General features: G+C 57.6%; 32 protein-coding genes. 22 read left to right on the top strand and 10 right to left on the bottom strand.

The genetic code is table 11. From position 1 onward, the window contains the following. Positions 1-212 precede the first annotated feature (212 nt). From B059_RS20050 to B059_RS0116230, 10 genes are all read left to right on the top strand, one after another. On the top strand, positions 213-599 hold the full coding sequence (locus tag B059_RS20050) for a hypothetical protein (protein ID WP_018079318.1): 387 nt from the start codon (positions 213-215) through the stop codon (positions 597-599). Between the two features lie 207 nt (positions 600-806). Next, positions 807-1,883: an ATP-dependent DNA ligase gene (locus B059_RS19455; protein ID WP_081601668.1), complete on the top strand. Its 1,077-nt coding sequence runs from the start codon at positions 807-809 to the stop codon at positions 1,881-1,883. Between the two features lie 48 nt (positions 1,884-1,931). Beyond that, positions 1,932-2,555, top strand: coding sequence for a hypothetical protein (locus B059_RS20045; RefSeq protein WP_018079315.1), 624 nt, complete (start codon positions 1,932-1,934; stop codon positions 2,553-2,555). Between the two features lie 2 nt (positions 2,556-2,557). After that, positions 2,558-2,767 (top strand): hypothetical protein, encoded by a 210-nt coding sequence (locus tag B059_RS0116260; RefSeq protein ID WP_018079314.1) that lies wholly within the window; start codon positions 2,558-2,560, stop codon positions 2,765-2,767. Continuing rightward, entirely contained in the window at positions 2,764-3,147 is a 384-nt protein-coding gene (locus tag B059_RS0116255) for a zinc-finger-containing protein (protein ID WP_018079313.1), read from the top strand. The genes B059_RS0116260 and B059_RS0116255 overlap by 4 nt, the downstream gene beginning before the upstream one ends. A gap of 95 nt (positions 3,148-3,242) precedes the next feature. Beyond that, positions 3,243-3,668: a hypothetical protein gene (locus B059_RS0116250; RefSeq protein WP_018079312.1), complete on the top strand. Its 426-nt coding sequence runs from the start codon at positions 3,243-3,245 to the stop codon at positions 3,666-3,668. A gap of 1 nt (position 3,669) precedes the next feature. Continuing rightward, entirely contained in the window at positions 3,670-4,167 is a 498-nt protein-coding gene (locus tag B059_RS19445; RefSeq protein WP_018079311.1) for a DUF3085 domain-containing protein, read from the top strand. Between the two features lie 79 nt (positions 4,168-4,246). Continuing rightward, positions 4,247-4,933 (top strand): hypothetical protein, encoded by a 687-nt coding sequence (locus B059_RS0116240; RefSeq protein ID WP_157273776.1) that lies wholly within the window; start codon positions 4,247-4,249, stop codon positions 4,931-4,933. A gap of 509 nt (positions 4,934-5,442) precedes the next feature. After that, the gene (locus B059_RS0116235) at positions 5,443-5,622 is read left to right on the top strand and encodes a hypothetical protein (protein ID WP_018079309.1); all 180 of its coding nucleotides are present in this window, start codon (positions 5,443-5,445) and stop codon (positions 5,620-5,622) included. Positions 5,623-5,798: 176 nt separating this feature from the next. Beyond that, positions 5,799-6,053 (top strand): hypothetical protein, encoded by a 255-nt coding sequence (locus B059_RS0116230; RefSeq protein ID WP_018079308.1) that lies wholly within the window; start codon positions 5,799-5,801, stop codon positions 6,051-6,053. Positions 6,054-6,116: 63 nt separating this feature from the next. Here the strand turns inward: B059_RS0116230 and B059_RS0116225 are convergent, their stop codons facing one another. Beyond that, a complete protein-coding gene (locus B059_RS0116225; protein WP_018079307.1) occupies positions 6,117-6,788 on the bottom strand; it encodes a hypothetical protein in 672 nt (223 codons plus the stop codon). A gap of 334 nt (positions 6,789-7,122) precedes the next feature. On the opposite strand from B059_RS0116225, the gene B059_RS0116220 reads away from it, so the two are divergent. Continuing rightward, a complete protein-coding gene (locus tag B059_RS0116220; protein WP_018079306.1) occupies positions 7,123-8,256 on the top strand; it encodes a hypothetical protein in 1,134 nt (377 codons plus the stop codon). 119 nt (positions 8,257-8,375) lie between these two features. On the opposite strand, the gene B059_RS0116215 is transcribed toward B059_RS0116220, so the two are convergent. Both B059_RS0116215 and B059_RS0116210 read right to left on the bottom strand, forming a co-directional pair. After that, the gene (locus tag B059_RS0116215) at positions 8,376-9,662 is read right to left on the bottom strand and encodes a Y-family DNA polymerase (protein ID WP_018079305.1); all 1,287 of its coding nucleotides are present in this window, start codon (positions 9,660-9,662) and stop codon (positions 8,376-8,378) included. A gap of 8 nt (positions 9,663-9,670) precedes the next feature. Beyond that, a complete protein-coding gene (locus B059_RS0116210) occupies positions 9,671-10,180 on the bottom strand; it encodes a LexA family protein (protein WP_245538819.1) in 510 nt (169 codons plus the stop codon). A 125-nt stretch (positions 10,181-10,305) separates the two neighbouring features. Here B059_RS0116210 and B059_RS0116205 point away from each other — a divergent pair, with 125 nt between their 5' ends. Together B059_RS0116205 and B059_RS0116200 are read left to right on the top strand one after the other, a co-directional pair. Continuing rightward, a complete protein-coding gene (locus B059_RS0116205; protein WP_245538818.1) occupies positions 10,306-10,812 on the top strand; it encodes a thermonuclease family protein in 507 nt (168 codons plus the stop codon). Beyond that, entirely contained in the window at positions 10,812-11,495 is a 684-nt protein-coding gene (locus tag B059_RS0116200) for an SOS response-associated peptidase (RefSeq protein ID WP_018079302.1), read from the top strand. Before B059_RS0116205 ends, B059_RS0116200 begins: the two co-directional genes overlap by 1 nt. Positions 11,496-11,742: 247 nt before the next feature. Here the strand turns inward: B059_RS0116200 and B059_RS0116195 are convergent, their stop codons facing one another. The 4 genes from B059_RS0116195 to B059_RS0116180 all read right to left on the bottom strand — a co-directional run bounded on the left by B059_RS0116195 (position 11,743) and on the right by B059_RS0116180 (position 13,720). Continuing rightward, on the bottom strand, positions 11,743-11,958 hold the full coding sequence (locus B059_RS0116195) for a hypothetical protein (RefSeq protein ID WP_018079301.1): 216 nt from the start codon (positions 11,956-11,958) through the stop codon (positions 11,743-11,745). Continuing rightward, positions 11,955-12,194: a hypothetical protein gene (locus tag B059_RS0116190; RefSeq protein ID WP_157273775.1), complete on the bottom strand. Its 240-nt coding sequence runs from the start codon at positions 12,192-12,194 to the stop codon at positions 11,955-11,957. The genes B059_RS0116195 and B059_RS0116190 overlap by 4 nt, the downstream gene beginning before the upstream one ends. Before the next feature lie 83 nt (positions 12,195-12,277). Further along, a complete protein-coding gene (locus B059_RS0116185; protein WP_018079299.1) occupies positions 12,278-12,574 on the bottom strand; it encodes an HU family DNA-binding protein in 297 nt (98 codons plus the stop codon). Positions 12,575-12,598: 24 nt separating this feature from the next. Beyond that, entirely contained in the window at positions 12,599-13,720 is a 1,122-nt protein-coding gene (locus tag B059_RS0116180; RefSeq protein ID WP_169333089.1) for a S1 RNA-binding domain-containing protein, read from the bottom strand. A gap of 230 nt (positions 13,721-13,950) precedes the next feature. Here B059_RS0116180 and B059_RS0116175 point away from each other — a divergent pair, with 230 nt between their 5' ends. From B059_RS0116175 to B059_RS20940, 5 genes are all read left to right on the top strand, one after another. Next, positions 13,951-15,747, top strand: a complete 1,797-nt coding sequence (locus B059_RS0116175) for a phosphoadenosine phosphosulfate reductase domain-containing protein (RefSeq protein WP_018079297.1) — start codon at positions 13,951-13,953, stop codon at positions 15,745-15,747. Positions 15,748-15,871: 124 nt separating this feature from the next. Continuing rightward, positions 15,872-16,243: a hypothetical protein gene (locus B059_RS0116170; RefSeq protein ID WP_157273773.1), complete on the top strand. Its 372-nt coding sequence runs from the start codon at positions 15,872-15,874 to the stop codon at positions 16,241-16,243. Then, positions 16,240-16,458: a hypothetical protein gene (locus B059_RS0116165; RefSeq protein WP_018079295.1), complete on the top strand. Its 219-nt coding sequence runs from the start codon at positions 16,240-16,242 to the stop codon at positions 16,456-16,458. The genes B059_RS0116170 and B059_RS0116165 overlap by 4 nt, the downstream gene beginning before the upstream one ends. Positions 16,459-16,547: 89 nt before the next feature. Further along, positions 16,548-17,261: a hypothetical protein gene (locus B059_RS0116160; protein ID WP_157273772.1), complete on the top strand. Its 714-nt coding sequence runs from the start codon at positions 16,548-16,550 to the stop codon at positions 17,259-17,261. A gap of 139 nt (positions 17,262-17,400) precedes the next feature. Then, positions 17,401-17,670, top strand: a complete 270-nt coding sequence (locus B059_RS20940; RefSeq protein WP_157273771.1) for a hypothetical protein — start codon at positions 17,401-17,403, stop codon at positions 17,668-17,670. Between the two features lie 440 nt (positions 17,671-18,110). On the opposite strand, the gene B059_RS21825 is transcribed toward B059_RS20940, so the two are convergent. Further along, complete coding sequence (locus B059_RS21825) at positions 18,111-18,407, bottom strand: H-NS histone family protein (RefSeq protein WP_018079292.1); 297 nt, start codon at positions 18,405-18,407, stop codon at positions 18,111-18,113. Between the two features lie 120 nt (positions 18,408-18,527). Here B059_RS21825 and B059_RS20935 point away from each other — a divergent pair, with 120 nt between their 5' ends. Continuing rightward, entirely contained in the window at positions 18,528-18,746 is a 219-nt protein-coding gene (locus B059_RS20935; RefSeq protein ID WP_157273770.1) for a hypothetical protein, read from the top strand. A 91-nt stretch (positions 18,747-18,837) separates the two neighbouring features. Here the strand turns inward: B059_RS20935 and B059_RS20930 are convergent, their stop codons facing one another. Continuing rightward, on the bottom strand, positions 18,838-19,014 hold the full coding sequence (locus B059_RS20930) for a hypothetical protein (RefSeq protein ID WP_157273769.1): 177 nt from the start codon (positions 19,012-19,014) through the stop codon (positions 18,838-18,840). 13 nt (positions 19,015-19,027) lie between these two features. On the opposite strand from B059_RS20930, the gene B059_RS19440 reads away from it, so the two are divergent. From B059_RS19440 to B059_RS0116130, 3 genes are read left to right on the top strand one after another with little or no spacing between them, the layout of a single operon-like run. Then, positions 19,028-19,444 carry a ribonuclease HI gene (locus B059_RS19440; protein WP_018079290.1) on the top strand — a complete coding sequence of 139 codons (417 nt, stop codon included), beginning with the start codon at positions 19,028-19,030 and terminating at the stop codon, positions 19,442-19,444. 25 nt (positions 19,445-19,469) lie between these two features. Next, a complete protein-coding gene (locus tag B059_RS0116135) occupies positions 19,470-19,745 on the top strand; it encodes an HU family DNA-binding protein (RefSeq protein WP_018079289.1) in 276 nt (91 codons plus the stop codon). Further along, on the top strand, positions 19,742-20,212 hold the full coding sequence (locus B059_RS0116130; RefSeq protein WP_018079288.1) for a hypothetical protein: 471 nt from the start codon (positions 19,742-19,744) through the stop codon (positions 20,210-20,212). The genes B059_RS0116135 and B059_RS0116130 overlap by 4 nt, the downstream gene beginning before the upstream one ends. A 335-nt stretch (positions 20,213-20,547) precedes the next feature. On the opposite strand, the gene B059_RS0116125 is transcribed toward B059_RS0116130, so the two are convergent. Further along, the coding region (locus B059_RS0116125; protein WP_018079287.1) for an IS30 family transposase at positions 20,548-20,839 on the bottom strand (292 nt) is incomplete at its 5' end.

Here is a 20,839-nt window from a genome sequence, read left to right as displayed (position 1 = left end):
TCATAAACAACTGAAATGTATGGAAAAATTATTTTTCGACTTTGGTAAGCCCTCTGTGACAGGTGGGAATATTCGTCATATCAAAAGATTTTTCGTCAGACCAGATCTTGAGATTTGGTGGCAGCTTACTCAATTGAGTAACTCATCCTGACGCCCAAACGTGACCACGATTGCCATCGTCTAGATGCTTGAGTATACTTTTTTGGCCTCCCATGAACGCACCCAAAAAAGATCCCAATGCGCACCGCGCCCGAAAGCGCTCGTTCCAGGCCAACCTGGAGCCGGAAGAAGACGCTTTGGTGAACCAGGTGAAAGCTCTCCGTCGTGTCACAACGGACAGAGGGCTGCTGTTGGCTCTTTGCCGGGATGAGATTGCCAGGCGGCCTCGCCAGAACAGCAAGGCTAAAAAAAAGGTCTCCCAGCAAGATTTCCTGCGGGCGGCAATGAAACGGCTAGGCCTGCAGCGCAAAGCCTTCGCCGAACGGATCGACGTGAAGCCGCGCACCTTCAACAACTGGCTGCTCCCAGACACCTCGAAGCAGTTCCGCAGGATGCCGGATCATGTCCGCGTGCTGGTGGACGCGATCCTGAACACCTGAAGGATTACGTCACCGTACAAGGCTGACGAAGCAAGACGGCCCGCCACCAACATCGGAACCCCCTCTCGTCATGTGATCAAAATGGCATAAAGCCGCGCCCTATATGGGTTTGCGGCTTTTTTTGTGCTTGCTAAATGTACTCATTGGGGATATCATTATTTATATGAAGGCGGGGATGTTCCCCGTCGCATCACAGTGGAGCCCACCATGCAAATTCAAAGCGTTTCTCTCTATTTCAGCGAAGGCAGTAGCGATAAAACCTATCAGGTACAACTTGTCCAGACGGATGGGGGTTATCTGGTCAACTTCCAATACGGTCGCAGGGGCAGCAGCCTAACCTCCGGCTCCAAGACCCCCTCCCCCGTGGATGAGGCCAAAGCCCGGAAGATTTTCGACAAGCTCGTCACCGAGAAGATGGCCAAAGGCTATACGCCCGATGTCTCAGGCACGGCCTACCAAGACACACCGAAGGGCGAACTGGTCACGGGCGTCCTGCCCCAGCTCCTGAACCCGGTCGAGGAATGTGGTTTGGACGACCTGTTCGCCGATCTGGCGTGGTGTCTTCAGGAAAAATACGACGGCGAGCGTCGCATGGTTTCGAACGTCGGCGGCGAATGGTTCGGCATCAACCGCAAAGGCCTGCGCGTGGCACTGCCCATGCCCGTCGTCGAGGCGCTCGGCGTCGTCAGCGCCAACACCATCATCGACGGCGAACTCATCGGCGATGTGTACTACGCCTTCGACATCCTTGAGCGGAATGGCACCGATCTTCGCGAGTATCCCTACGAGGATCGCCATGACGCACTGATGCGTGAGGTTCGCGCGCTCGATCCGAAGGTGGTCGTGCTGGTCGATATCCACGTCAGCGAAGACGAAAAGCGCGAGGCCTATGCGCTGGTCGAGGGCAAGAAAGGCGAAGGCGTCGTTTTCAAGCGGCTGCGGGCTGCCTACACGGTGGGCAGGCCGAGCTCCGGTGGTACGCAACTGAAGTACAAGTTCGTCGAATCCGGCACGTTCGTTGTGGACAGCCAGAACGACAGCAAGCGTTCCGTTCAGGTGGCGGCCTTCGACCAGAATGGCAACAAAGTGCTGCTCGGCAACGTAAGCATTCCGCCGAACTACGACATTCCCAGCGTGGGCGACATCGTCGAGGTGCAGTACCTCTATGCCTACAAGGGCGGAAGCCTCTATCAGCCCATCTACCGGGGCAAGCGGGCCGACCAGTCGCTGGAGGACTGCACGCTCTCCCAGCTGAAATACAAGCCCGTGGCTGAAGCGGCGTAACCCAACCACCACCCGTGCAAGAAATTGCACGGGTTTCGAGGAGCCCAGATGAAAATCAAAGTCTTTGTTTTGTGCAAGAACGCCTCTGGCGAGCCGATATTCCATGCGGTCGAGCTGGAGGTGACGCAAGCAGAGTATGACAATGGAGAGCATTACGAGAAGGCGATCGAGGACGCCGAGGAAGAAGGTTATGAGCCCCCCTTCGAGGCGTTCGACCAGAACGACCCGGCAGCGAAAGAACTCGCTGGTATGGCAAGGCTGATGGGATTTGACCCCATCTCAGACATTCGCGATGACCTGAATAGCGTGCTGGAAATGGCCAAGTGCCACCTTGAAGATATCTGCTCAGGTCTGGCTGAAGGTATCTACGAGATGAAGGACAACCCAGACACCGAGAAACAGGCCATCTCAGTCGAAAAGGTGTGGCACTTCCTGCTCAACACCAAGGTAACTTCAGCAACGGACAAGCATTACCTGCTCGTTATGGTTGGCGATATAGAGCCTGAGCTACATGGCCCGTATGACAGCGACGATGAAGTGATCCAGGCAGCGCGAAACGCACGCGAAGATGACCCCGAGATGGAAAACGGGCTTTTCCGGGTTTATTCCAGAGGCGGCTCAGTTTCCATTGATTCCTTCGCCGGCATTGAACTCGACCCCAGGGAGGTTTGAGCATGGCTGAAGAATCTTTGACCGTCCGTACGCAACTCGCAGCCGAGGCCGCGGAAGCAGCGTTCTGGGCCACGATCGGCGAGCACTTCCCAGAAGCGAAGGCGGGCGACTTCCCGCCGGGTGCCCAGCTGGCGTTTGGCACGGCAAGCACGGTCGCCGTGTCCGCTTGGGTGGCTTTCAACGTGATCGACCCGGCAACGAAATCTGAATGAAGACCATCAAGCTCTATTGCTGTGGATGCGGTAGAGACGTGCTGCCGCGGCTCACCGACGGGAAAGAGATTTACCCGCATCGCCCCGATCTGTCTGCCCTGCCATTCTGGAAGTGCGACGCCTGCGGCAACTTCGTCGGCTGTCACCACAAGACGGGGAACCGCACGAGGCCCTTGGGCTGCATCCCGACGCCCGAGCTCAAGAAAGCACGCCAGCGAATCCACGAATTGCTCGACCCGATCTGGCAAGGCGGAACGATGGACAGGAAAAAGCTCTACGCGGCGATCAGCCACCGCATCGGCTGGAAGTACCACACGGCAGGAATACGGACGGTGGAGGAAGCCGACAGGATTTACGGGATAGTGATGGAATACGCCTAACGAAGAAGAAGACTTCGTAGGACGCGTCCATCAACACCACCTGCAACGACGAAGCCTGGAATGTTTCCGGGTATCCAAAGAAGGAGGTTGCAATCATGCAAAGCACGACCCAAGAAGCCGCGGCACCCGCAGCGGTACAAGACACGGCGGTCTCCTCTGTTCAGGTAACACACTGGAATTCGATCGCCTACAACGGCGATCTGAAACCCACGTGCGACTACCAGATGAAGATCACCGACCATCGTGGGACACATGGCCAGGTCTACCTGGACGTCAGTCCGGTCGAAGGGCACACCGACGACCTCGGCATTGGACTGTGTGCCGAGATCAACGCGCTGCCGGGAAGCGAGGACTCCCATGTGCCCTGCATCCATGTCTATGGAAGCGACGGGAACGTGGTCTTCTCCATCTTCCAGGACGGTCTTAGCCGCCTGATCCTGCGTCCCGAGACCGGTATTCGTATCGTGAACGGCGTGCGTCTCCCCAATGGGGAATACGCCTATGCGGTGGAGGGGAACTGACATGGCCGGAACATTGACCTTCAAAGTCTCCGAAGTACGCCGCCTGGTGGAGCACTCCAAGGCCTGCACAGAGCATCGCCCGTCCCATGAAGATCTGTTCGTGCCCGAGTACCACAAGGGTGGCGAGGTCAAAAAGGACGAAAACGACTGGCCGGACTCCAAGAACATCGACCTGTGTAAGTTGCCCGCCGGGCTGTGGTTGGTCGCGGATCAAGGAGTCTACCTCATGTCCAACGGCAATCCTTCGCTGCTGGTCGAGGAAGGAAAAAGCACCAACGTCGTAGCCTACGCTGCGGAGTCCGATCCCAAAGCCGGCGGCGAGTTCGATGATTGGTACGAAGCCAAGGGGGCGATCATGGGCGGGGACGATTCGGTAACCACGCTCCCGATCACCATGTTTGAGCCAGTGCTCGCGGTCTTGTCCGACGATGCGAAGCTCAAGATCAAGGTGACGTCACGCCAAATCCAGGTGCTGATGCCCAAGATCAGGAATCATTGACCCATAACCCACTGAACGCCCTGTGCGTCGGTGGGTTTTTTCTGTCGTCTTGTCCCTCAACCCTTTATGCAAGGTGAACGTGGTCATTTTGACTGTCGGCCTTTTGCAAGGAGAAGCGATCATGCCAAATGTTCAACAATCAGGCGAGCCGCGCCTTACGCACATCGCGGCACTGAAGAAATGGAACCATTTCACCGATTCGTTCATCGAGGCTCAAACCAAGCCGATTGAAACGGTCATGGACAATCTGGTGGCCGCGGGGGCAACCGAAGAATTCCTCAAGACCTTCTGGAAGGAAGTGAAGCACCTCTGCTGGGCAAGCACCTATGGCCAGTCTCCGTGGGAAACCGCCGCCTATCTCGGCGCGTCGCTTGAGGCGCGGGACCTGGGCATGACATACCGGCGGATCGGCGACCAGTACGTTGCGCCATTCCGGGCGGCCGTCGAGAAGCGCAGGCTTCGCGATCTGGAAGCCAATGGCCTGAAGCCTTTTCGTGTGATGCTCCACGAGCATCACGGAGACCGATTCCGGATGGCGTTCGACTGTGATGCGACCGACTGCGAGCACGCCGCGGATCTTGCCGAGGAAGCGTTTCCCGGGTGCGAAGTTATTTCGTGCACCTGGTTCGACTACTCGCAGCCGGTTTCCGATGAATGTCCGAAGTACGGCAAGGAGACCGACAGCAAGACGGCGTGCGAGGCTGGCTTGATCGATGAACGCCACTTGAATGCCGGCACAATCGATGAAGGTGGCGCACCATGTTGAGCCAACGCATACGGAAGTTCCACGCACTGATCCGCGCGGCTCATGAGCAACCTTCGTCATGGCTTGTCGCCGTACTGAAAACACCGGAGCGCCCCGGCAACCTGGGGCCCATGCCTGCGCTGTCGAGACTGGCGTGCTTGCGAATACTCGTAGGCCGCCATCCATCCGGATTGCCCTATCCGTGGAAGAAACGGCTAGTCCGCCAGGAGCTTGGGATCTGATCGACCGCCATGGCCCTGCCCAACTCACCAACCCCGCGTCCAGATTACCTGGCCGGGGTTTTTTATCGCGTAACGCAACGCTTTCCAATGCCATGTTGCTCAATTCTGGGGGCAAGGCTAGTCATTGAACAGCACACAGCTGACCTCCGCGAGACCCCGTTTACGGGAGATACCAGTTAGCCAAGCCGGCCTTCTGCATTTTGCAGCTTCAGAACACACAGGCTTTATGCCATTCCCGCTAACATTCAATTTCTGGAGTTCATCGTGATTAGCGTTCAAGAAATACCCATGAAAGACACCGTCGGCATCGTGGCGGATATGGTCAGCAAAGGAACCTCTGGTGAATGGGTGGTCAGTTTCCTCGACCATACAGGCATCAATATCCCCCAAGCACTCCGCGACCGAATCGGCAGCGGCATGACCACTCAAAAAGATGCGGACCGCATCACCAAGCTCATGCAGTCCTAACAGTAACTCTTCCCTTTCGGCCGTCCTTATGGACGGCTTTTTTTCGTCACGTACCCTTTCTTTCTTCTTCTTTCTTCTTCTTCTTCCTCCTCCTCCTTTATTTTGGCGTGTCGCTCAATCCTGAAAGCAACGTGGGAGTCATCCCTTCGGATGGCGCGTATGCGAGGAAGACTGAAATGAACCTCTATTCAACTCTGTTTGTTGTTCTGCCGTTCTTTTCCTTGTTGGTATATGCAGGTGCCTTTCGCAGAAGTTTCCGCGAAGGCATCAATAAGTTCGATGCCATCTATACGCGACACGGCATCTTCTGGGAGCTGACCATCGCCATTCACGGTGGTGTGTTTGGCACGCAGCAGGGATCGTTTCTGTTCTTGCCTAATGCACGAGCGAAAGCTGGTCGCATCGCAAGAGGTCAGCAATCCCTGATCTAGCCCCCCAAGACCCGTTGAATGCCTTGTGCATCAGCGGGTTTTTTTATTTCCGATCAGAGTGCCTTACCAGCCCGGGTAGAGCACATAGAGCCGGGCCCAATCCGCCAACGCACCGTGGTCGCGGAGGGTCGTGATGCCCTCGCTCGCGTGCCAGTTCTTGGGCACCCTGACCATCCAGTATGGGTCATCGCCCTGACGGTAGAGCTGCAGTATCGTCGCGACCATCAACTGCCAGGCAGGTGGCAGTTTCCTGTAATCCGCGCGCCATTTCGCCAGCGCACCCGGAATTTCCGGGTTGTCCGGATCGGCCCAGTCGAACCCTCGCGGACGCATCAAATATTGGTCGCCTGCGCTGCCGTAACGTCGTTCGGTACGCTCGAAGAATGGATCAAGCTCATAGCGGCGAATAATGTCCCACAGGTGTCTGCCGAACGCTTCCGGATCCCGCCAGGACAACGGCGCCATTTCTGCGCCGCACACGGCTGCCAGCGCGCGCGCCTCGTACGAGTCCATCGAGGGGCGCTTCCGGATCATCTCAATGAAGGAATACTTTGGAAACCGGCCCCGCGCGAACACCGGGGAAACCATCGCGTACCCGGCCAACGCGACAGGCACCCTGGAGTGATGGACATAAGCCGATTCCGCCAAGTTGAAGTCGACGATCTCAACCTGGCGCGCGCCGATGGCCAGCCCAAGGTCATCGAGCAGTTCGGCTACCTCTCGAGTTGGCTTCATTTCACCTCGATCACTTGAATATGTTATCCGCGGCTTTGAGCGCGATCGCGCACCGCAATGCCATGGAGCGCTCGCTCACATCCGCTGGCATAGCCTCGCTGGCAGGGAAAGCATCGACGTTGGCGCAGGACAAAACGATTGGAAAAAGTGCGATTACAGCTGTTCTTATGAGCATGGTCCCTTCTGGACGGTGGTTATTGGATTTCGACAGCCCCCAAGTTTACTAGGCAATTCCCGAGGCGATGTGGCGGTGGCTTCCTATCCCATGAGCCTCAACTCTCCCTGCAACGTCGGAGTCATCCCGTCGGATGGCGCGTATGCGTAAGGAGATGTGATGTATTCATCAACGAAAAGCGTTATTCAAGAAGATGATGGCGGCATTATTGCCAGCCTATTCGACCATGTTTTGACCAAACCTGAAGAGTCGGTCCGGACGGTCTACTCTCCGGACGGAAAGATCGCAGTTTATGCGGGGCTCGTACGTGATGATGACTGTGAAAGCCCTCTGGAAAGCAGTGACGGCGAAGGAGCCATCTATTTCGCTGGCCGCCGCGGAGACCGGGAAAGCCAACATCGCTATCAGGAGGCTCTAGGTCTGGACAGCGACTATCGCCGCAATACCAATCTTGGCGTGGTTGAATCAATGGCTGAGGATATGCTGCGCAAACGCCTCTATCCCGAAGCAAACACCGCGGTCTGTATGGAGATGGAGGCAGCTCGATACGGCGTAACCGTGAACCAGTTGCGGACTGACATCCTCAACGAAATCCAGGGTTATCGATGCAGTTGGGTCGAGTTTTCCGATGAAGACAAGGCTAATTTTGCCGAGTTCGACTGGGAAAAGCTGCTCGAAGAGGCGTGGCACGCGTGCAGGCAGGCAGGTACGATCGGCGACATGCTGGCCGTCCTGTTGGACGTGTATGAGCACAGCGGCATGGTGCTGTCAGTATCTGGCACCGGATACCAATGTGCATGGGACACGACCACCGGCGGTGCCTTGTGGGTTCCAGACGACGTCGCTCGTGACGAGATCCTGAAACGCCGTGCCCCCGTCTACACCAAGGGTCGCGTCGTGGATAACCGCAAGACCCGGTCCAATCGGCGCTACACAGTCGAGACGCTAAGCCTTGGCAAGGAAGGCATGACGTTCTACGCGGACGTCAAGCATCCCAGCTTCGAGCACTGGCATGAGGCTTTCGACTTTCTGCAGCAACTGGAGGTCGAGGTAACGCGTTCCATCGAGGCCGCACGGGAAGCCGCGGCAAGAGAGTACGCCCATCAGGTGCTTGAGTCGTACAATTCATGGCTTGCAGGCGATTGCTGGGGATTTATCTGTTACGCGATAGATATCAAGACACAGACAATCGTCGAAAAGGACTCCTGCTGGGGCTTTGTCGGCCAAGAGTGGGCTGAAGAAGCGCTTGACGATGCAATTGCATCTGCACTGAACCTGCCTCCCGTGCAGTAATTCAGCAAATCGTGGGTCTCCACTTACCCACTAAAGCCCGCTTCGCCATGTGCGATCGGGCTTTTTTTTGTCCCCCCAATCTTGTTATCCCCAAATTGATACCATGGCGTAATCGCCATCTAATTACCTACCACCGGCAACCCCGCCCACGCCGTCGTAAAGTGCGACGTCAGATTCCCTCGCCGCATCTTCCAGGATTGCCCCACGCCCTCGGCGCTAAAGCGAAGCGTCCCTTTCCCCATCTCTGAATTGATCGCATCCATCACGCTCAGCAGGCGTGTCCGGCGCTCGGTCTGGGCCTCCGGCTCCTGCTGGAACAGATCACCCTGGCTGACACCGACTGGTTTCAGATCGACCAGCATCACCCCAGCCTTCTTGTAGCGAAATTCCTTGCGGTAGATCCGCGTCATGCCCTGGCGGGCAGCCTGGATCAGCCGTGCGGTGTCGTGGGTCGGCGTGTTGAAGCGGATCAGCACGGCTGGGTGGTATTGCGGTTCGTTCGGGATGAACGGATTGGTCTGCAGGAATATCTGGATGCCGCCTGCCACCTCGCCTTCCTGCCTAAGCTTGCGTCCTGCGGTTGCCGCATAGCTCGACACCGCTTCCAGCAGATCCTGCATCCTGGTCACCAGATGACCGAAGCTTCGCGAGGACACGATCTGCTGTTTGGCGGGCGGCGCCTCTTCGAGGGGAATGCAGGGAATCCCGTTCAGCTCACGGATCGTACGTTCCATCACCACGTTGAAGCGGCTCCGCAAGGTCTCGGGATTGGCCAGCTTCAGATCCATCGCAGTCAGAATCCCATGTTCGCGCAGGCTTCTTGCCCAGCGCGGCCCGATGCCCCAGATGTCCCCGACGTCGACCTCCGCCAGGTAGCGCCACTGCTGCCAGGGCGCCAGATCCTGCAGGTTGCAGACCCCGATCTGCCGAAAATCAGGATGACGCTTGGCCAGCCTGTTCGCCAGCTTGGCCAGAGTCTTCGTCGGCCCGAACCCCACCCCGACCGGGATACCGGTCCACTGGTGAACCTGGTGGCGCAGGCGAATGCCCTCCCCGGTCAAGTTCCAGTGGTCGAAGCCCCGGAAGCGCAGGAAGGACTCGTCGATGCTGTAGATCTCCTGCTCCGGAGAGAACTGGCTGATCACCGACATCATGCGCCGGCTCATGTCGGCATAGAGGGTGTAGTTCGAGGAGAGCGCCACTCCGCGATGCCGCCTCAGAAGGTCCCGCACCTGGAAATGGGGTTCCCCCATCTTGATACCCAGGGCACGGGCCTCTTCACTCCGTGCCACTGCGCAGCCGTCGTTGTTCGAAAGGACGATGACCGGCCGATTCTCCAGTTTGGGATTGAAAACCCGTTCGCAGCTGACGTAGAAGTTGTTGCCGTCGACCAGGGCGTACTGCATGCCCTGGCTCATCGCAGCTTGCGAACGACGCCCTTTACCACGCCCCAGATGGTCAGCTCCTGGCCGGGCTTGATCTCGATCGGCGAGTATTCCGGATTGCTGGGGAGCAGCCTGACCTGCCCGCTCTGGCGATAGAGTTCCTTCACCGTCAGCTCGTTGTCGATGACCGCTAGCACGATGTCGCCATGCCGCGCCTCCAGGGCCCGGTCCACGGCGATGACGTCGCCATCGAGGATGCCGGCGCCGTTCATCGAGTGGCCCTGGACCCGGACATAGAAGGTCGCGGCCTCGTGCTCGACCAGGAATTCGTTGAGGTCGAGATGACCTTCGGCATAATCCTCGGCCGGCGACGGGAAACCCGCCGGCACGCGGGCGGCGAACAGCGGCAGCCGGACAGCCGGACCTGACCGGGAGGCCGGCCCGAGCCACTCCACGTTGCCGCCAGCCTGTGCCATGATGGCCTGGGGCTGGGAGAGATAGGCGCGGACATCGTCTATCCGGCTGACTGGAATACGCATCACCTTGGTTGCCTCGCCGTATGGCCCGGGGCTGGACTTGGGGCCTGTGCCCTCGCGTTTGCCGCCACTTCCCATGTCTGTTTGAATAGTGTTACACATTTCAAATTATAGCCGGAGCAATCGAATTGAAAATCGGGTTGGCGATATTTTCCCTTCTGGCCGTGGTCTCCCTGACGCAGGCCGAAACCCTGGTGGGGGAAGTCGTCGGTTTGGCTGACGGTGATACGGTGACCGTGCTGGATGCCCAGCGGGTGCAGCACAAGATCCGGCTGGCCGGCATCGATGCGCCTGAGAAAGGGATGCCATGGGGCCAGAAATCAAAAGAAGCCCTTTCGGACCGGGTCTATCGCCGGACCGTCACCGTGGAGTGGCAGAAACATGACCGCTACGGCCGGCTGGTCGGCAAGATCATGGTGGACGGCCGGGACGCCAACCTCGCTCAGGTGGCCGACGGGATGGCGTGGCACTACAAGGATTACCAGAATGAACAGACCCTCGAGGACCGTCTGCGCTATGCGCAGGCGGAACTGGATGCCCGCAATGCCAGACGCGGCCTCTGGGCCGAGCCCGAGCCGGTAGCCCCTTGGACCTGGCGCAAAATGAAACGCGAAGCCCGCATGGGGCAGCCATAATGTGCGGACGCTACGTACTCAAGCAGACGCCGGCGAAGCTGAAAGAGCACTTCGACCTTGATGAAGTCGCGGACTTCGGCCCGCACTACAACATTCCTCCGGGCACCGATATTCCAGTGATTCGGCAGTCCCCGGAAGGCAAGCGAGTTCTTCACCTGCTGCGCTGGGGTTTGGTGCCCCACTGGGCCAAAGATCCGTCGATCGGCAGCAAGCTCAACAATGCACGCGGGGAGACCGTGGCCGAGAAACCGTCCTTCCGCGATGCCTTCAAGCGCCGGCGCTGCATCATCCCGGCGGATGGTTTCTACGAATGGAAAACCGAAGGACGGGTGAAGCAGCCTTACTACATCAGCCTGAAGTCGGGCGAGCCGCTGGCCATGGGCGGGTTATGGGAGAGCTGGCGCGGGCCGAATGGCGAGATTCTCCGTACGTCCTGCATCATTACCACCGGGCCCAACGAAGTGATGACGACAATTCATGATCGGATGCCGGTCATCCTCCGGCCAGAAGACTGGCAGGCCTGGCTGAATGCGCCGGCTGATGAAGTGCAAAGCATGATCGAACCGTATGACGCCGAGCCCATGCAGGCCTGGCCGGTCAGCCGTCGAGTCAGCAAGACTGTCGACGATAATGCAGACCTGATCGAACCGATTGAACCCTTGACGGATTGTCTCAATTGCTGAGACACAACGAGTATCGAAGACGTAGCTGAAGAGGTTCAGAAGCTCGCGGGCATTTCGAGTGCTTCCAAAGGAACGGAAGCTGATAGCCATCAATCTCCTCGAAGCATTGAAGTGAACAAGCAGATAAGACGGGCCGCTTCATCAAACTGGCAAGTGGCAAACCCCTTGATTATGCCGATGGAATCGTTTGCGTGGGCGGCACGACCGCAAAGCCGCCCCAACGGAGCGTCAAAGAGCCAGCGCTCGCCTAGCGCTGCGGAAGAACCTTCTTCATCCTGGCAATCACCGTATCCGGACAGCTCACCCGCGTCGATGCGTCCGGCTTGGCCAGATAGGACTTCAGAGTACGCAAGGCCATCGGCTTGGCCTGGCCACGATTGAAACGGGCGAGCGCCTCGGCCTGTGTCAGTCCGGAGTTAGCGATGAGCTCACGAAGTTGCAAGCCGTTGTCGACCTCGATCATGCCAACTTCACCTCATCAACGCGTGCCCACAAATCGTCGTTGGCGTTCACCACAACTAGGCCTTTGTCCGTCGCCTGAAAGCTATGGATGGCAAACGGCTCATCGGTATTGATGTCACGAACACGCACTCCAGCCTTGATCACGCATGTCGGCGGATCGGGATACGCCAACAAGTAGTCGACATCTCCATCCCGTTTCCAGCCTGGCTGTGGAATGCATACCTTGATTGTCCTCATGCCGCAATTGTTGGTGCAATATTGCACCATGTCAACGCAAATAAAACCCGGCCGTTTTTCCGGGTCTGGGTTCAGTCGGAAAATTACTTTTTCTTGCCCTTTTTGCCGGCTGCCACCTGGTCCTTCAGTCCCTTGCCTGCCTTGAAGGCGGGCACGGTGGTCGCCGGAATCTTGATGGACGCACCGGTTGCGGGGTTCTTGCCGGTCCGGGCCGCGCGCTTGCGAGCTTCGAACGTGCCAAAGCCGACCAGGGCCACTGCGTCACCTTTTGCCAAGGTTTCGCCGATGAGTTCGATGGCCGCATTGACAGCGCGAGCCGCCGTAGCCTTGCTGGTGTCCGCCTTGGCGGCAACTGCATCGATGAATTCAGACTTGTTCAAGGTAGTTCTCCTCAAGTTGGCACTTCACACCGGAGCCAGGCCGATCCTGGCGCCTTCGTTTTCGATCGACAGTATCCGCACCCTGATCTTGCTGCCGGTGGGGTGGTTCGATTCCATGAAAGCCTTGTGATCGCTGTCCGGGTCGAGGTGCAGTTCATTGGCATGCAAGAGACCCTGAACGCCGTCCCCGACCTCGACGAAGATGCCGAAATCCGTGATGTTGGCAACCGTTCCCTCGACCTGGTCGCCCGCCTTGTGGTTGGCTGCAAAGTCTTTGCGGGGGTCATGCATCGTATCCTTGCGGGAGAGCGAGATCTTACGGCTCTGGGCGTCAATGCTCATGACTTTTACACGGATCGGATCGCCCTTCTGGCCGAACGTCGCTGAATCCACCCGGTTCCAGTCGAGGTCATGCGATCGGACGAGGCCGGTGACCCCAGACAAGAGTTCCACAAACACGCCGTACTTGGTGCACGTCGTAATGGTGCCGTCCACGATCTGGCCGACCTGGAAATGCTCGCCGATGCTCTCCCACGGGTCCAGCATGTGTTCCATCGGGCAGATGTAGATGGTCCCACGGCCAGGCTGCGTGCCGGTGACGATAGCGTCCACCTCATCTCCCACCGCGAATTCTTCGGCCATGTCGGCGATGAAGCGCCGGCGAAGACTGGTGCGATTGATGACCGCCTTGGCGTCCGGGTATTCGTCGAGTCGCACGATGACCTTCATCTGGCGAACCTCGATGACCTGGCCGCCGACCTCCTCGCCCAAGGTGATGTTTTCCAGTTTGCGCTTTATGGCCACCCGCTTCTCGGCTGCGGTGACAGGTTGGCGCGTGAGCAGCAGCTTGCCTCGCCGGGAGGCGGTACGCACGGCGAACTTCAGGGTCTTGCCAACCAGATCCCGGTGGTCCTGGCCAGGTTCCAGACCCAGATACCTGCGTCCGACGTAGGTCTCAATCCCGTGATAGGTGACGAGCACGCCATACTGGTTGGCCCACAGGACCTCGCATGGAACCAGTGTGTGTTTTTGCGCGGCCTCTTCGAGGTCGACCCAGAAATCATGGTTGTCAGTCATGGACGACGAAACGGCCTGTGGAGCTGCCTCTGGAGCAGCGAAGCTGAATAGGTTTTCAAAAAATCTCATGATGCGCCCAATCTTATAACAACGCATAGGACGATAAAGCGCCGAAAACTTCCCGGAGACCGGCGCAGCGCGCGGGCCCGAGTTTGAAATGGGCTTGAAATGGGGCGGTTTTTGAGCTGTAAGATAGTGCAATATTGCACTATCATTGTTAGTAGCAATCCGTGTCAGTCAATGCTTTCTGCAAGGTGAACGTACTCGTTGTGAGTGTCGGCCTTTACAGGAGCTTCATCATGAGCCAATTTGATTTGTTCAGTGTCGTAGACCTTACCGTGCCCGTCTTCGTGCGAGTGAGGAAGGCCGTGGATACCCTGGTCGGTCTTTTCAACCAACGCTATCCCATTGTCATCGCGTACAGCGGCGGCAAGGACTCATCGTGCGTAGTTACGCTGGTGTTCCAAGCGGCCAAGGAAGTTGTCGCGGCCGGCGGAAAACCTGTCGTGGCGCTGACTCACTCCGACACGCGCGTGGAAAACCCAGAGGTAGCCGCTTATGCGCGCGGCGAGATGGAAAAGATGGTGCGCTGGGGACGACAACACGGGTTCGAGGTCATCCTCGGAATCGCGGAGCCGCACGACCTCTCGACCTGGCAGGCGAAAATCCTGACAGGGCGCGGCATACCGTCATTTGCGGGTACCTCGACCGACTGTAGCATTGATCTTAAGGTCGAACCTCAGCGTCGCCTGCGCAAGCAGATCTTCAAGACCATCGAGACGGATGGCTGCCCGCCGTCTGTGACCTGTCTGGGTACACGCTTCGACGAGTCGGAGCGACGTGCCCTGCACATGAAACTGCGCGGTGAGAACGCCATGCTGCCTGTCCGCAACAAGGATGGCGACCTGGTATTAAGCCCCATCTCGATGTGGACGGATGACGACGTGTGGGAACATCTCGGCACCGCTGGTGCCTCTGGCGAGCACTACTCGGACTTCAAGGAGTGCTTCAGAATCTACGCGCACGCGGAAGGCCAGGGATGTGCGATCGTAGCCAGCGCCATCAACGAAGGCGGCCAATCCCGCAAGAAGGGGGGTTGCGGTGCACGCCACGGCTGCTTCGTCTGCCAGCAAGCGGTCGACAAGTCGCTGGAGAACATGGTGGCCTTTGACGAGCGCTACGCCTACGCGCGCGGTCTGCTGAGGCTCAACAAGTTCATCCGGCACACCAGGTACGACTGGAGTCGGCGGCACCACGTCGGCAGGACAATCCGTGAAGGCTATGTGGCGATCGAGCCCGATACCTATCACCCCGCGATGATCCGTGACCTGCTCCGCTACATGCTGCAGCTGGACTACGACGAGCTGGTCCTCGCGCATAGCGAGCGCCGCGCGCCGATGTTCAGGATCCTGCCTGAGTCGATGCTTTTCCTGATCGATGCCTATTGGTCCATCAACGGTCTCGCCTACCCCTTCTCCGCGGTGGTGGACTACGTCGACGTGTTTCACAACGGCGTGCGCTACGACATCCCTGAGATTCATCCCGTGCCTGAAACACCGATGCCACCCGCGCGGTTTTTCCATGTCGGCAAGGAGTGGGATGACGACCGGGACAGCATGGTCTTCATGGACTCTGGACTCAGAGACCACCTGTGGGAGTCGCTAACGGAAGGCAGCCCCTGCCAACCGCCGCTGCGAACGCTCACCGATGGCCGCCTGGTCTGGGATCTGGCATCCGGCCCGACGTTCTCCATGAACGAAGAATCCGTTGCATTTATCGTGGACTTTGAACTGGACCACCTGGTCAGGCTGCATCGCGACGGTTACGGCCACAATCCCGGCGGAATCGTTGCTGGGTTCAAGTGGTACGCACAGTTCGGGGCGCTCCAGATCGGTTCCGGGCAGACGTCCAAGATCGACGAGATCCTCAGACGGACGGCATGGAAATCTAAACACGGCCTGACCGTCGACTACTCCATCGACGACCTGCTCGCCAGGTCAGTGCGCTTCGCTGATCTGCCTCCCAAGGCTCGCACGGCTTGGCACCACAAGGCCACCACCGAATCCGCCCAAACGGAACTGGTTCTGGCTGCGTAACCCTACAACCTCCATGTGTCCTTGTGACCTTGGAGGTTTTTTCTTTCTGGGTCCGCGTCGGCCAATGTGTAGTGCAAGGTGATCGTGGTCATTCCGACCGTCGGCCTCGTACAAGGAGTAAAAAATGAGCGTTTCACTTGATTGCTGTGTCTGCGGAGGTGGTGCCGGCAGGTGGATGCAACACTGGAATCGGGATTCAGGTTACGGAATTTGTGCGGAATGTGTGGCTTTCGAAGCGTCAACCCTGACGGCTGAGGAGCTGAAAGAAAACTATGGGAAGCCGGGCGTGAACTACGGCCAGCCCATGGTGACTTTCCAAGGTCGTCGCTACAAGGTTCTGGCCGCCACCAAGCATGAAGATGTGGCCAACGCTTTCATGGAACGGGTTCCCAATGCCAGCATGCTGACCGTGTTTGACAACGGCGTCATCGTTCTTGCAGACAAGGAAGACCAAGGAGAGCCGATCGCTGTTGAACCGCAGAAGGAACTGACATGACGCAGGAAGAATATGTCGCGTATCACTCGCCCGCTGCTCGCGCATCCCGGCTCGTAATGGCGCGCGCAGCAAATGAGGCAGCCGTTACAGAGGCCCATCGGCTGTTCTTCGATGGTGACATCGAGGGAGCTCGGCATCGCCTGTTCTCCGCCGGCTTGAGCGATGAAGGCATCGCTTACTACCTGCACGAGTGGGGCGACAACGCCTTCGAGTAGCCCAGCCGACATAACCTCCATGTGCCCTTTGTGCCGTGGAGGTTCTTCTTTCTGGCACCGCGTCTATCAATCCACAAAACAAGGTGAACGTGGTCATTCTGATCGTCGGCCTTGATATTCATGAAAGGAATTCCATCGTGGAACAACAACTTCGTCACAACAAGGCAGTCATCCTGGTACCACGCCCGGGCAGCCGCATCGACCAGGAAATCGCGCCTGGCAGCGGGATCGTTGGTGTTATCCACCGCGACCGGTTGCTGTGCTTCTTTGAGGGCAATCTTTATGGCGCCGAAAACCTTCAGCATCCTGAGGATCGCGTAGCGTGCGCTTTCGGGCGAGCAGCTGTCGCCTATCCCACCGCCGCGATGCGGGGCGTCATGCCGGACGAATGCTTCGATCTGATTCGCGTAGGCGAAATCGAATGGCCAAATCAGATCACATTGGACAGCCCGGCTTCGGCACAGTTGTTCCTGGACTACATGGACCGATATGAGGGGAATCAGCCGCAAACGTTTGGCTCAGTGTCGAGCGTGAGCGTCATGGAAGTCGACATGACCAACATTTTGGGCACCTATGAAGACCCGCGCGCGTTCGAGGAGTGGCGCTGGATCGAAGCCTTTGGTCGTTTTGCTCATGTGGGCAACGATGTGGAAGGCGGGGTGTTCGAATTCATGGTGCACGTGCGCAAGCTCAAAGATGGTGAAGCCGAGAATTTCGAAGATCCACCGCCCCCCAGAATCAAGTCTGTGCTGGATCTGGCCCGCAAGCTGAATGCCTCGTGGGTGCTTTTCCACCAGGGTTGATCTCCTGAATCCGAGGTATTTTCCTCCATGCCCCGACTTGCCGTGTGCAGCGGGGCATTATTTTTTGGTGTCCCTCAATTCTGATTTGCAAGGGTGACCGTGGTCATTTTGACCATCGACTCATTGCTGGGAGTGAAATATGGAAGCAGCAATTTTGTACGAAACGGAGAGTCTGGGGATCGCCTATACATCCGTAAGTCCAGGCTACGCCGGAAACTGCGCGCTTGAGTGCATCCGAGCTGGCGAATTGAAGGAACGGGCTGTCTTCCCTTCGGTTGACGATGGCAATGCCGCTGCCCATTTTGCTGTGGGTGTGTTCGGCGGATACGACAGGGCCAATGTACTCGAGGCAGAAGGTGAATCGCCAACCCACGCCACTTGGGAAGACTGGATCTGTCATGCAAATTGATCAACAGAAACTCTGCATAAAGACCTGTGACGAATGCATGCACTTGGTTCTGCCGGAGGTCAATGACCGCATGCGTGGCACAGGGTACATGAGGTGCCCCTACACGAAAGTGTGGGTTTATCTGTCGCCCTGCAGAGCGCCACTCTTGAATGGCAGCCCCTGCCCTTATGCGGAACCGAAGCTGCCAAACGAAGCTGCCGTCACCAGCCAGCCAGTGGCGTACGAACTCTTTTGAGAGTCGCCCCGCCTGCCCCCCCAACCCTCTACGCGCCTTGTGCCGAGAGGGTTATTTTTTGGGGTATCCGGATTTGGCTGTAGAAGGAGGTGATGAACTGTCCGGAACAGGCTATGAGCAGGCCTCGAGCAGCTTGCGCTTCAGCTGCTCAATCGTTTGCGCCATACGGCCGTGCTCGGGACTCGGCGTCAGCACTTGGCAGCGCTCAGATAGCGAAGGATTCCAGCGACTTGCCCTCAGACAGCGCATTTTTGATCCACTGCGGCTTGCGGCCGTTTCCAGTCCAGGTAGCACCCGTCGCGGGATCGCGATAGCGTGCGGTCTTGTCAGCAGCTGCAGCACGGCGACTCTGTTTGCAGCCCAGGTCCTCCAGGGTGATGCCCCTTTCAGACATGATCTTCTTGATGTCAGCTACCCCCTCCGCAACCTCGCGTCGACGCGCCTCTTCCGCCTGACGAGTCAGGTTTTTGATTTGTTCCTGAAGTTCCTTGTAGCTGCTCATTTCATTTTCCTTCGTAAGGTATTGACGTAGGTATTGAAGATTAAATCCAATTTGTTTTTTGTACCTAGTTTGTGATTATTATGTATTAGAGATATCTCGAAACGAAGAATGAAAAGTGTCATGACCACAAGTTTTAATTGGGTCAGGCCAGATGAGCTTAAAGGAGATTGGGTGCTTTCCAACGACGGCGAGCTCTGCAAGGCGACCTGCATGAATGACGGAAATTACCTGGTAATGCGCGGCCACCGGCCTGGCGTATGGATCGGTAATGCCGCCGAATACCATGCAAATTTCCGCAAGATGGGCGAATCGTCCCCAGCAAGATCGTTCATGTTCTGACCTGGACGCCGTGTTGCGAAGCCAGAATTCGCTCACGGCGCCAGAATACTTCCGCCGCATTTGGCAGGAATTGAGCGGCAATTCTTGCCGTTCAAGCGAGTGAAACCCCTGCAATACCGCTCCCGTTTAATTCCAAAATTGATTCTGTCGTTGTAAGCGGACGAACGAAGTCATCTGCATCCCACAAATCCAATGGTGACGGAATTGGATTCATTTCAGTAAGTTTTCGTTTTTCAATTTCTTTTCGATTGCCGGCAATTGTTAACATGAACCCAGAAACCATGGTTCCTCAACTCTCGATCTACGCCGCAAGCGCCTATGACGCTGCCAGACAAGCAGGCGGCTGGTGTGCGCTGGTCGTCAGCAACACCAAGGCCGAGCGTGTCCTGACCGGCTCGGAAGGGGAAACCACCAACAACCGGATGGTGCTGCGGGCGGCCTTGTCCGGGATGATGCCGCTGAAATCGATGTGCAGGATCGTTCTGGTCTCGGACTCGCAGTACCTGGTGCGCGGCTTGAACGAATGGCTGCCGGCCTGGCGGGACTGCAGGTTCGAGGGGGTGAAAAACCCGGATCTGTGGGGGCTCATCGACCTGGTGTCAGGTACCCACGACGTGCATAGCGTATGGATGCCCAAAAAGACCCAGGACTTTTCCATGACCAGGGCAGTGCGTTTGGCCCAGCAGGCATGCCGCTAGCTGGGTAGTAAATTGGAGCAAGCAGATGAACAAGAATGACCTCGTCAAAGAGGTAAGCGAGAAAACAGGACTGCCCAAGCGCGCCGTCGAGGCCACCATCAATTCGGCCCTGTCGTCCATCCGTGACGCCGTGGCAGCCGGTGAGGACGTGGGCCTGTCCAGGTTCGGCAAGTTCAAAGCCGTGGAACGGAAGCCGCGCACGGGGTTCAACCTCAAAACCGGGGACACGCTCTCGATCCCGGCACGGAAGCGTCCGGCGTTCACGCCGAGCGAAAGTTTCAAGGAGGCCGTCAACAAGTGACCGACTCCAGTTTCAGCTGCTATCTCGTTTCCGCCCTCTCGGAGAACGAGTTTCTCTTTGCCTGCCGCACACTGGATGCGATTGTCGCTGGCCAGCTCGTGCTGCCCACCACGCAGGTTCCCCATCTGGCGCTTCGGGTGGACGGCTATGAGACTCGCCTCAAATTCAGCAACCTGCTTGTCCATACGGGGATGATTGCACTCAGGGCAGAAATGGACATGTGGGACGATTGGGCGTTCATTTCATTCTGCACGCGTTGGCATGCCATCAACGAGGCGCTTGCTGACCAGGAATTGAAGGAATCGGGGCTGATCTTTACGGCAGCATCCGGAAAAACGGATGTCGAAGACGCGGTCTATCGCGTGGCGGCGCGCGCGCAATTGGACAATGACGGCAAACTGGCAATTCCCGAATTGATCCACCAATGCCGCAGCCTCATGGCCGGGAATACATCAGCGCCAACCTGAGACCAGCTAATTCGTCGTGAAACGATAACGCCCGCTCATGTAGCGGGCGTTATCGTTTCGAGTCCGGTGTCTTCACCCAGCAGCCCGGCTTAACGATCCAGTATTCGCACGTCTCCGTTCGCTTGGCAATCTTTTCGATTTCCAGAAGGCCAGTCTCCCTGTCTGGCACAAGGATGTGCCTTCTCCTGTTAAGCAGCGATCCGATCCGAACACATGTCTTGGTAACCACACGATCTCCAAGCGGATCCAATGCGTAATTGACGACGTAGTAGCCGGTCTCCTTTTCCCATCTCTGCGTCTGTCGTTAATTTCCGTCATTTGATGACAAGGCGGATTCAAGTCTGAAGTGCAACGACGTTATGACGCGATTGTAGCTGCGTCATGAAGACCTCGTGTGGTGTTTTGAAGCCGAGGCATTTTCTGGGCCGATGGTTGAGTCGATGCATGGCGAAAGCGATCTGATGAGGGGTGATGGAATCAAAGCGCAGCTTCTTCGGGAAGAACTGCCGGATGAGGCCGTTCATGTTCTCGTTGGCGCCGCGCTCCCAAGAGGCATAGGGATGCGCGAAGTAGAAGTCGGCATCGAGTGTCCGGGCGATCCGTTCATGCCCCGCGAACTCCTTCCCG

The sequence above is a fragment of the Thiobacillus denitrificans DSM 12475 genome (assembly GCF_000376425.1).
Taxonomy (GTDB): Bacteria; Pseudomonadota; Gammaproteobacteria; order Burkholderiales; family Thiobacillaceae; genus Thiobacillus; species Thiobacillus denitrificans.
The sequence above is the reverse complement of the archived record's forward strand: the minus strand, read 5'-3'. Positions and strand labels throughout refer to the sequence as shown.

Bases quoted from the DNA above. Each gene is read 5' to 3' on its own strand.
- B059_RS20050 (WP_018079318.1), top strand. From the start codon at position 213: ATGAACGCACCCAAAAAAGATCCCAATGCGCACCGCGCCCGAAAGCGC.
- B059_RS19455 (WP_081601668.1), top strand. From the start codon at position 807: ATGCAAATTCAAAGCGTTTCTCTCTATTTCAGCGAAGGCAGTAGCGAT.
- B059_RS20045 (WP_018079315.1), top strand. From the start codon at position 1,932: ATGAAAATCAAAGTCTTTGTTTTGTGCAAGAACGCCTCTGGCGAGCCG.
- B059_RS0116260 (WP_018079314.1), top strand. From the start codon at position 2,558: ATGGCTGAAGAATCTTTGACCGTCCGTACGCAACTCGCAGCCGAGGCC.
- B059_RS0116255 (WP_018079313.1), top strand. From the start codon at position 2,764: ATGAAGACCATCAAGCTCTATTGCTGTGGATGCGGTAGAGACGTGCTG.
- B059_RS0116250 (WP_018079312.1), top strand. From the start codon at position 3,243: ATGCAAAGCACGACCCAAGAAGCCGCGGCACCCGCAGCGGTACAAGAC.
- B059_RS19445 (WP_018079311.1), top strand. From the start codon at position 3,670: ATGGCCGGAACATTGACCTTCAAAGTCTCCGAAGTACGCCGCCTGGTG.
- B059_RS0116235 (WP_018079309.1), top strand. From the start codon at position 5,443: ATGAAAGACACCGTCGGCATCGTGGCGGATATGGTCAGCAAAGGAACC.
- B059_RS0116230 (WP_018079308.1), top strand. From the start codon at position 5,799: ATGAACCTCTATTCAACTCTGTTTGTTGTTCTGCCGTTCTTTTCCTTG.
- B059_RS0116225 (WP_018079307.1), bottom strand. From the start codon at position 6,788: ATGAAGCCAACTCGAGAGGTAGCCGAACTGCTCGATGACCTTGGGCTG.
- B059_RS0116220 (WP_018079306.1), top strand. From the start codon at position 7,123: ATGTATTCATCAACGAAAAGCGTTATTCAAGAAGATGATGGCGGCATT.
- B059_RS0116215 (WP_018079305.1), bottom strand. From the start codon at position 9,662: ATGCAGTACGCCCTGGTCGACGGCAACAACTTCTACGTCAGCTGCGAA.
- B059_RS0116210 (WP_245538819.1), bottom strand. From the start codon at position 10,180: ATGCGTATTCCAGTCAGCCGGATAGACGATGTCCGCGCCTATCTCTCC.
- B059_RS0116200 (WP_018079302.1), top strand. From the start codon at position 10,812: ATGTGCGGACGCTACGTACTCAAGCAGACGCCGGCGAAGCTGAAAGAG.
- B059_RS0116195 (WP_018079301.1), bottom strand. From the start codon at position 11,958: ATGATCGAGGTCGACAACGGCTTGCAACTTCGTGAGCTCATCGCTAAC.
- B059_RS0116190 (WP_157273775.1), bottom strand. From the start codon at position 12,194: ATGAGGACAATCAAGGTATGCATTCCACAGCCAGGCTGGAAACGGGAT.
- B059_RS0116180 (WP_169333089.1), bottom strand. From the start codon at position 13,720: ATGAGATTTTTTGAAAACCTATTCAGCTTCGCTGCTCCAGAGGCAGCT.
- B059_RS0116175 (WP_018079297.1), top strand. From the start codon at position 13,951: ATGAGCCAATTTGATTTGTTCAGTGTCGTAGACCTTACCGTGCCCGTC.
- B059_RS0116170 (WP_157273773.1), top strand. From the start codon at position 15,872: ATGAGCGTTTCACTTGATTGCTGTGTCTGCGGAGGTGGTGCCGGCAGG.
- B059_RS0116165 (WP_018079295.1), top strand. From the start codon at position 16,240: ATGACGCAGGAAGAATATGTCGCGTATCACTCGCCCGCTGCTCGCGCA.
- B059_RS20940 (WP_157273771.1), top strand. From the start codon at position 17,401: ATGGAAGCAGCAATTTTGTACGAAACGGAGAGTCTGGGGATCGCCTAT.
- B059_RS21825 (WP_018079292.1), bottom strand. From the start codon at position 18,407: ATGAGCAGCTACAAGGAACTTCAGGAACAAATCAAAAACCTGACTCGT.
- B059_RS20935 (WP_157273770.1), top strand. From the start codon at position 18,528: ATGACCACAAGTTTTAATTGGGTCAGGCCAGATGAGCTTAAAGGAGAT.
- B059_RS20930 (WP_157273769.1), bottom strand. From the start codon at position 19,014: ATGTTAACAATTGCCGGCAATCGAAAAGAAATTGAAAAACGAAAACTT.
- B059_RS19440 (WP_018079290.1), top strand. From the start codon at position 19,028: ATGGTTCCTCAACTCTCGATCTACGCCGCAAGCGCCTATGACGCTGCC.
- B059_RS0116135 (WP_018079289.1), top strand. From the start codon at position 19,470: ATGAACAAGAATGACCTCGTCAAAGAGGTAAGCGAGAAAACAGGACTG.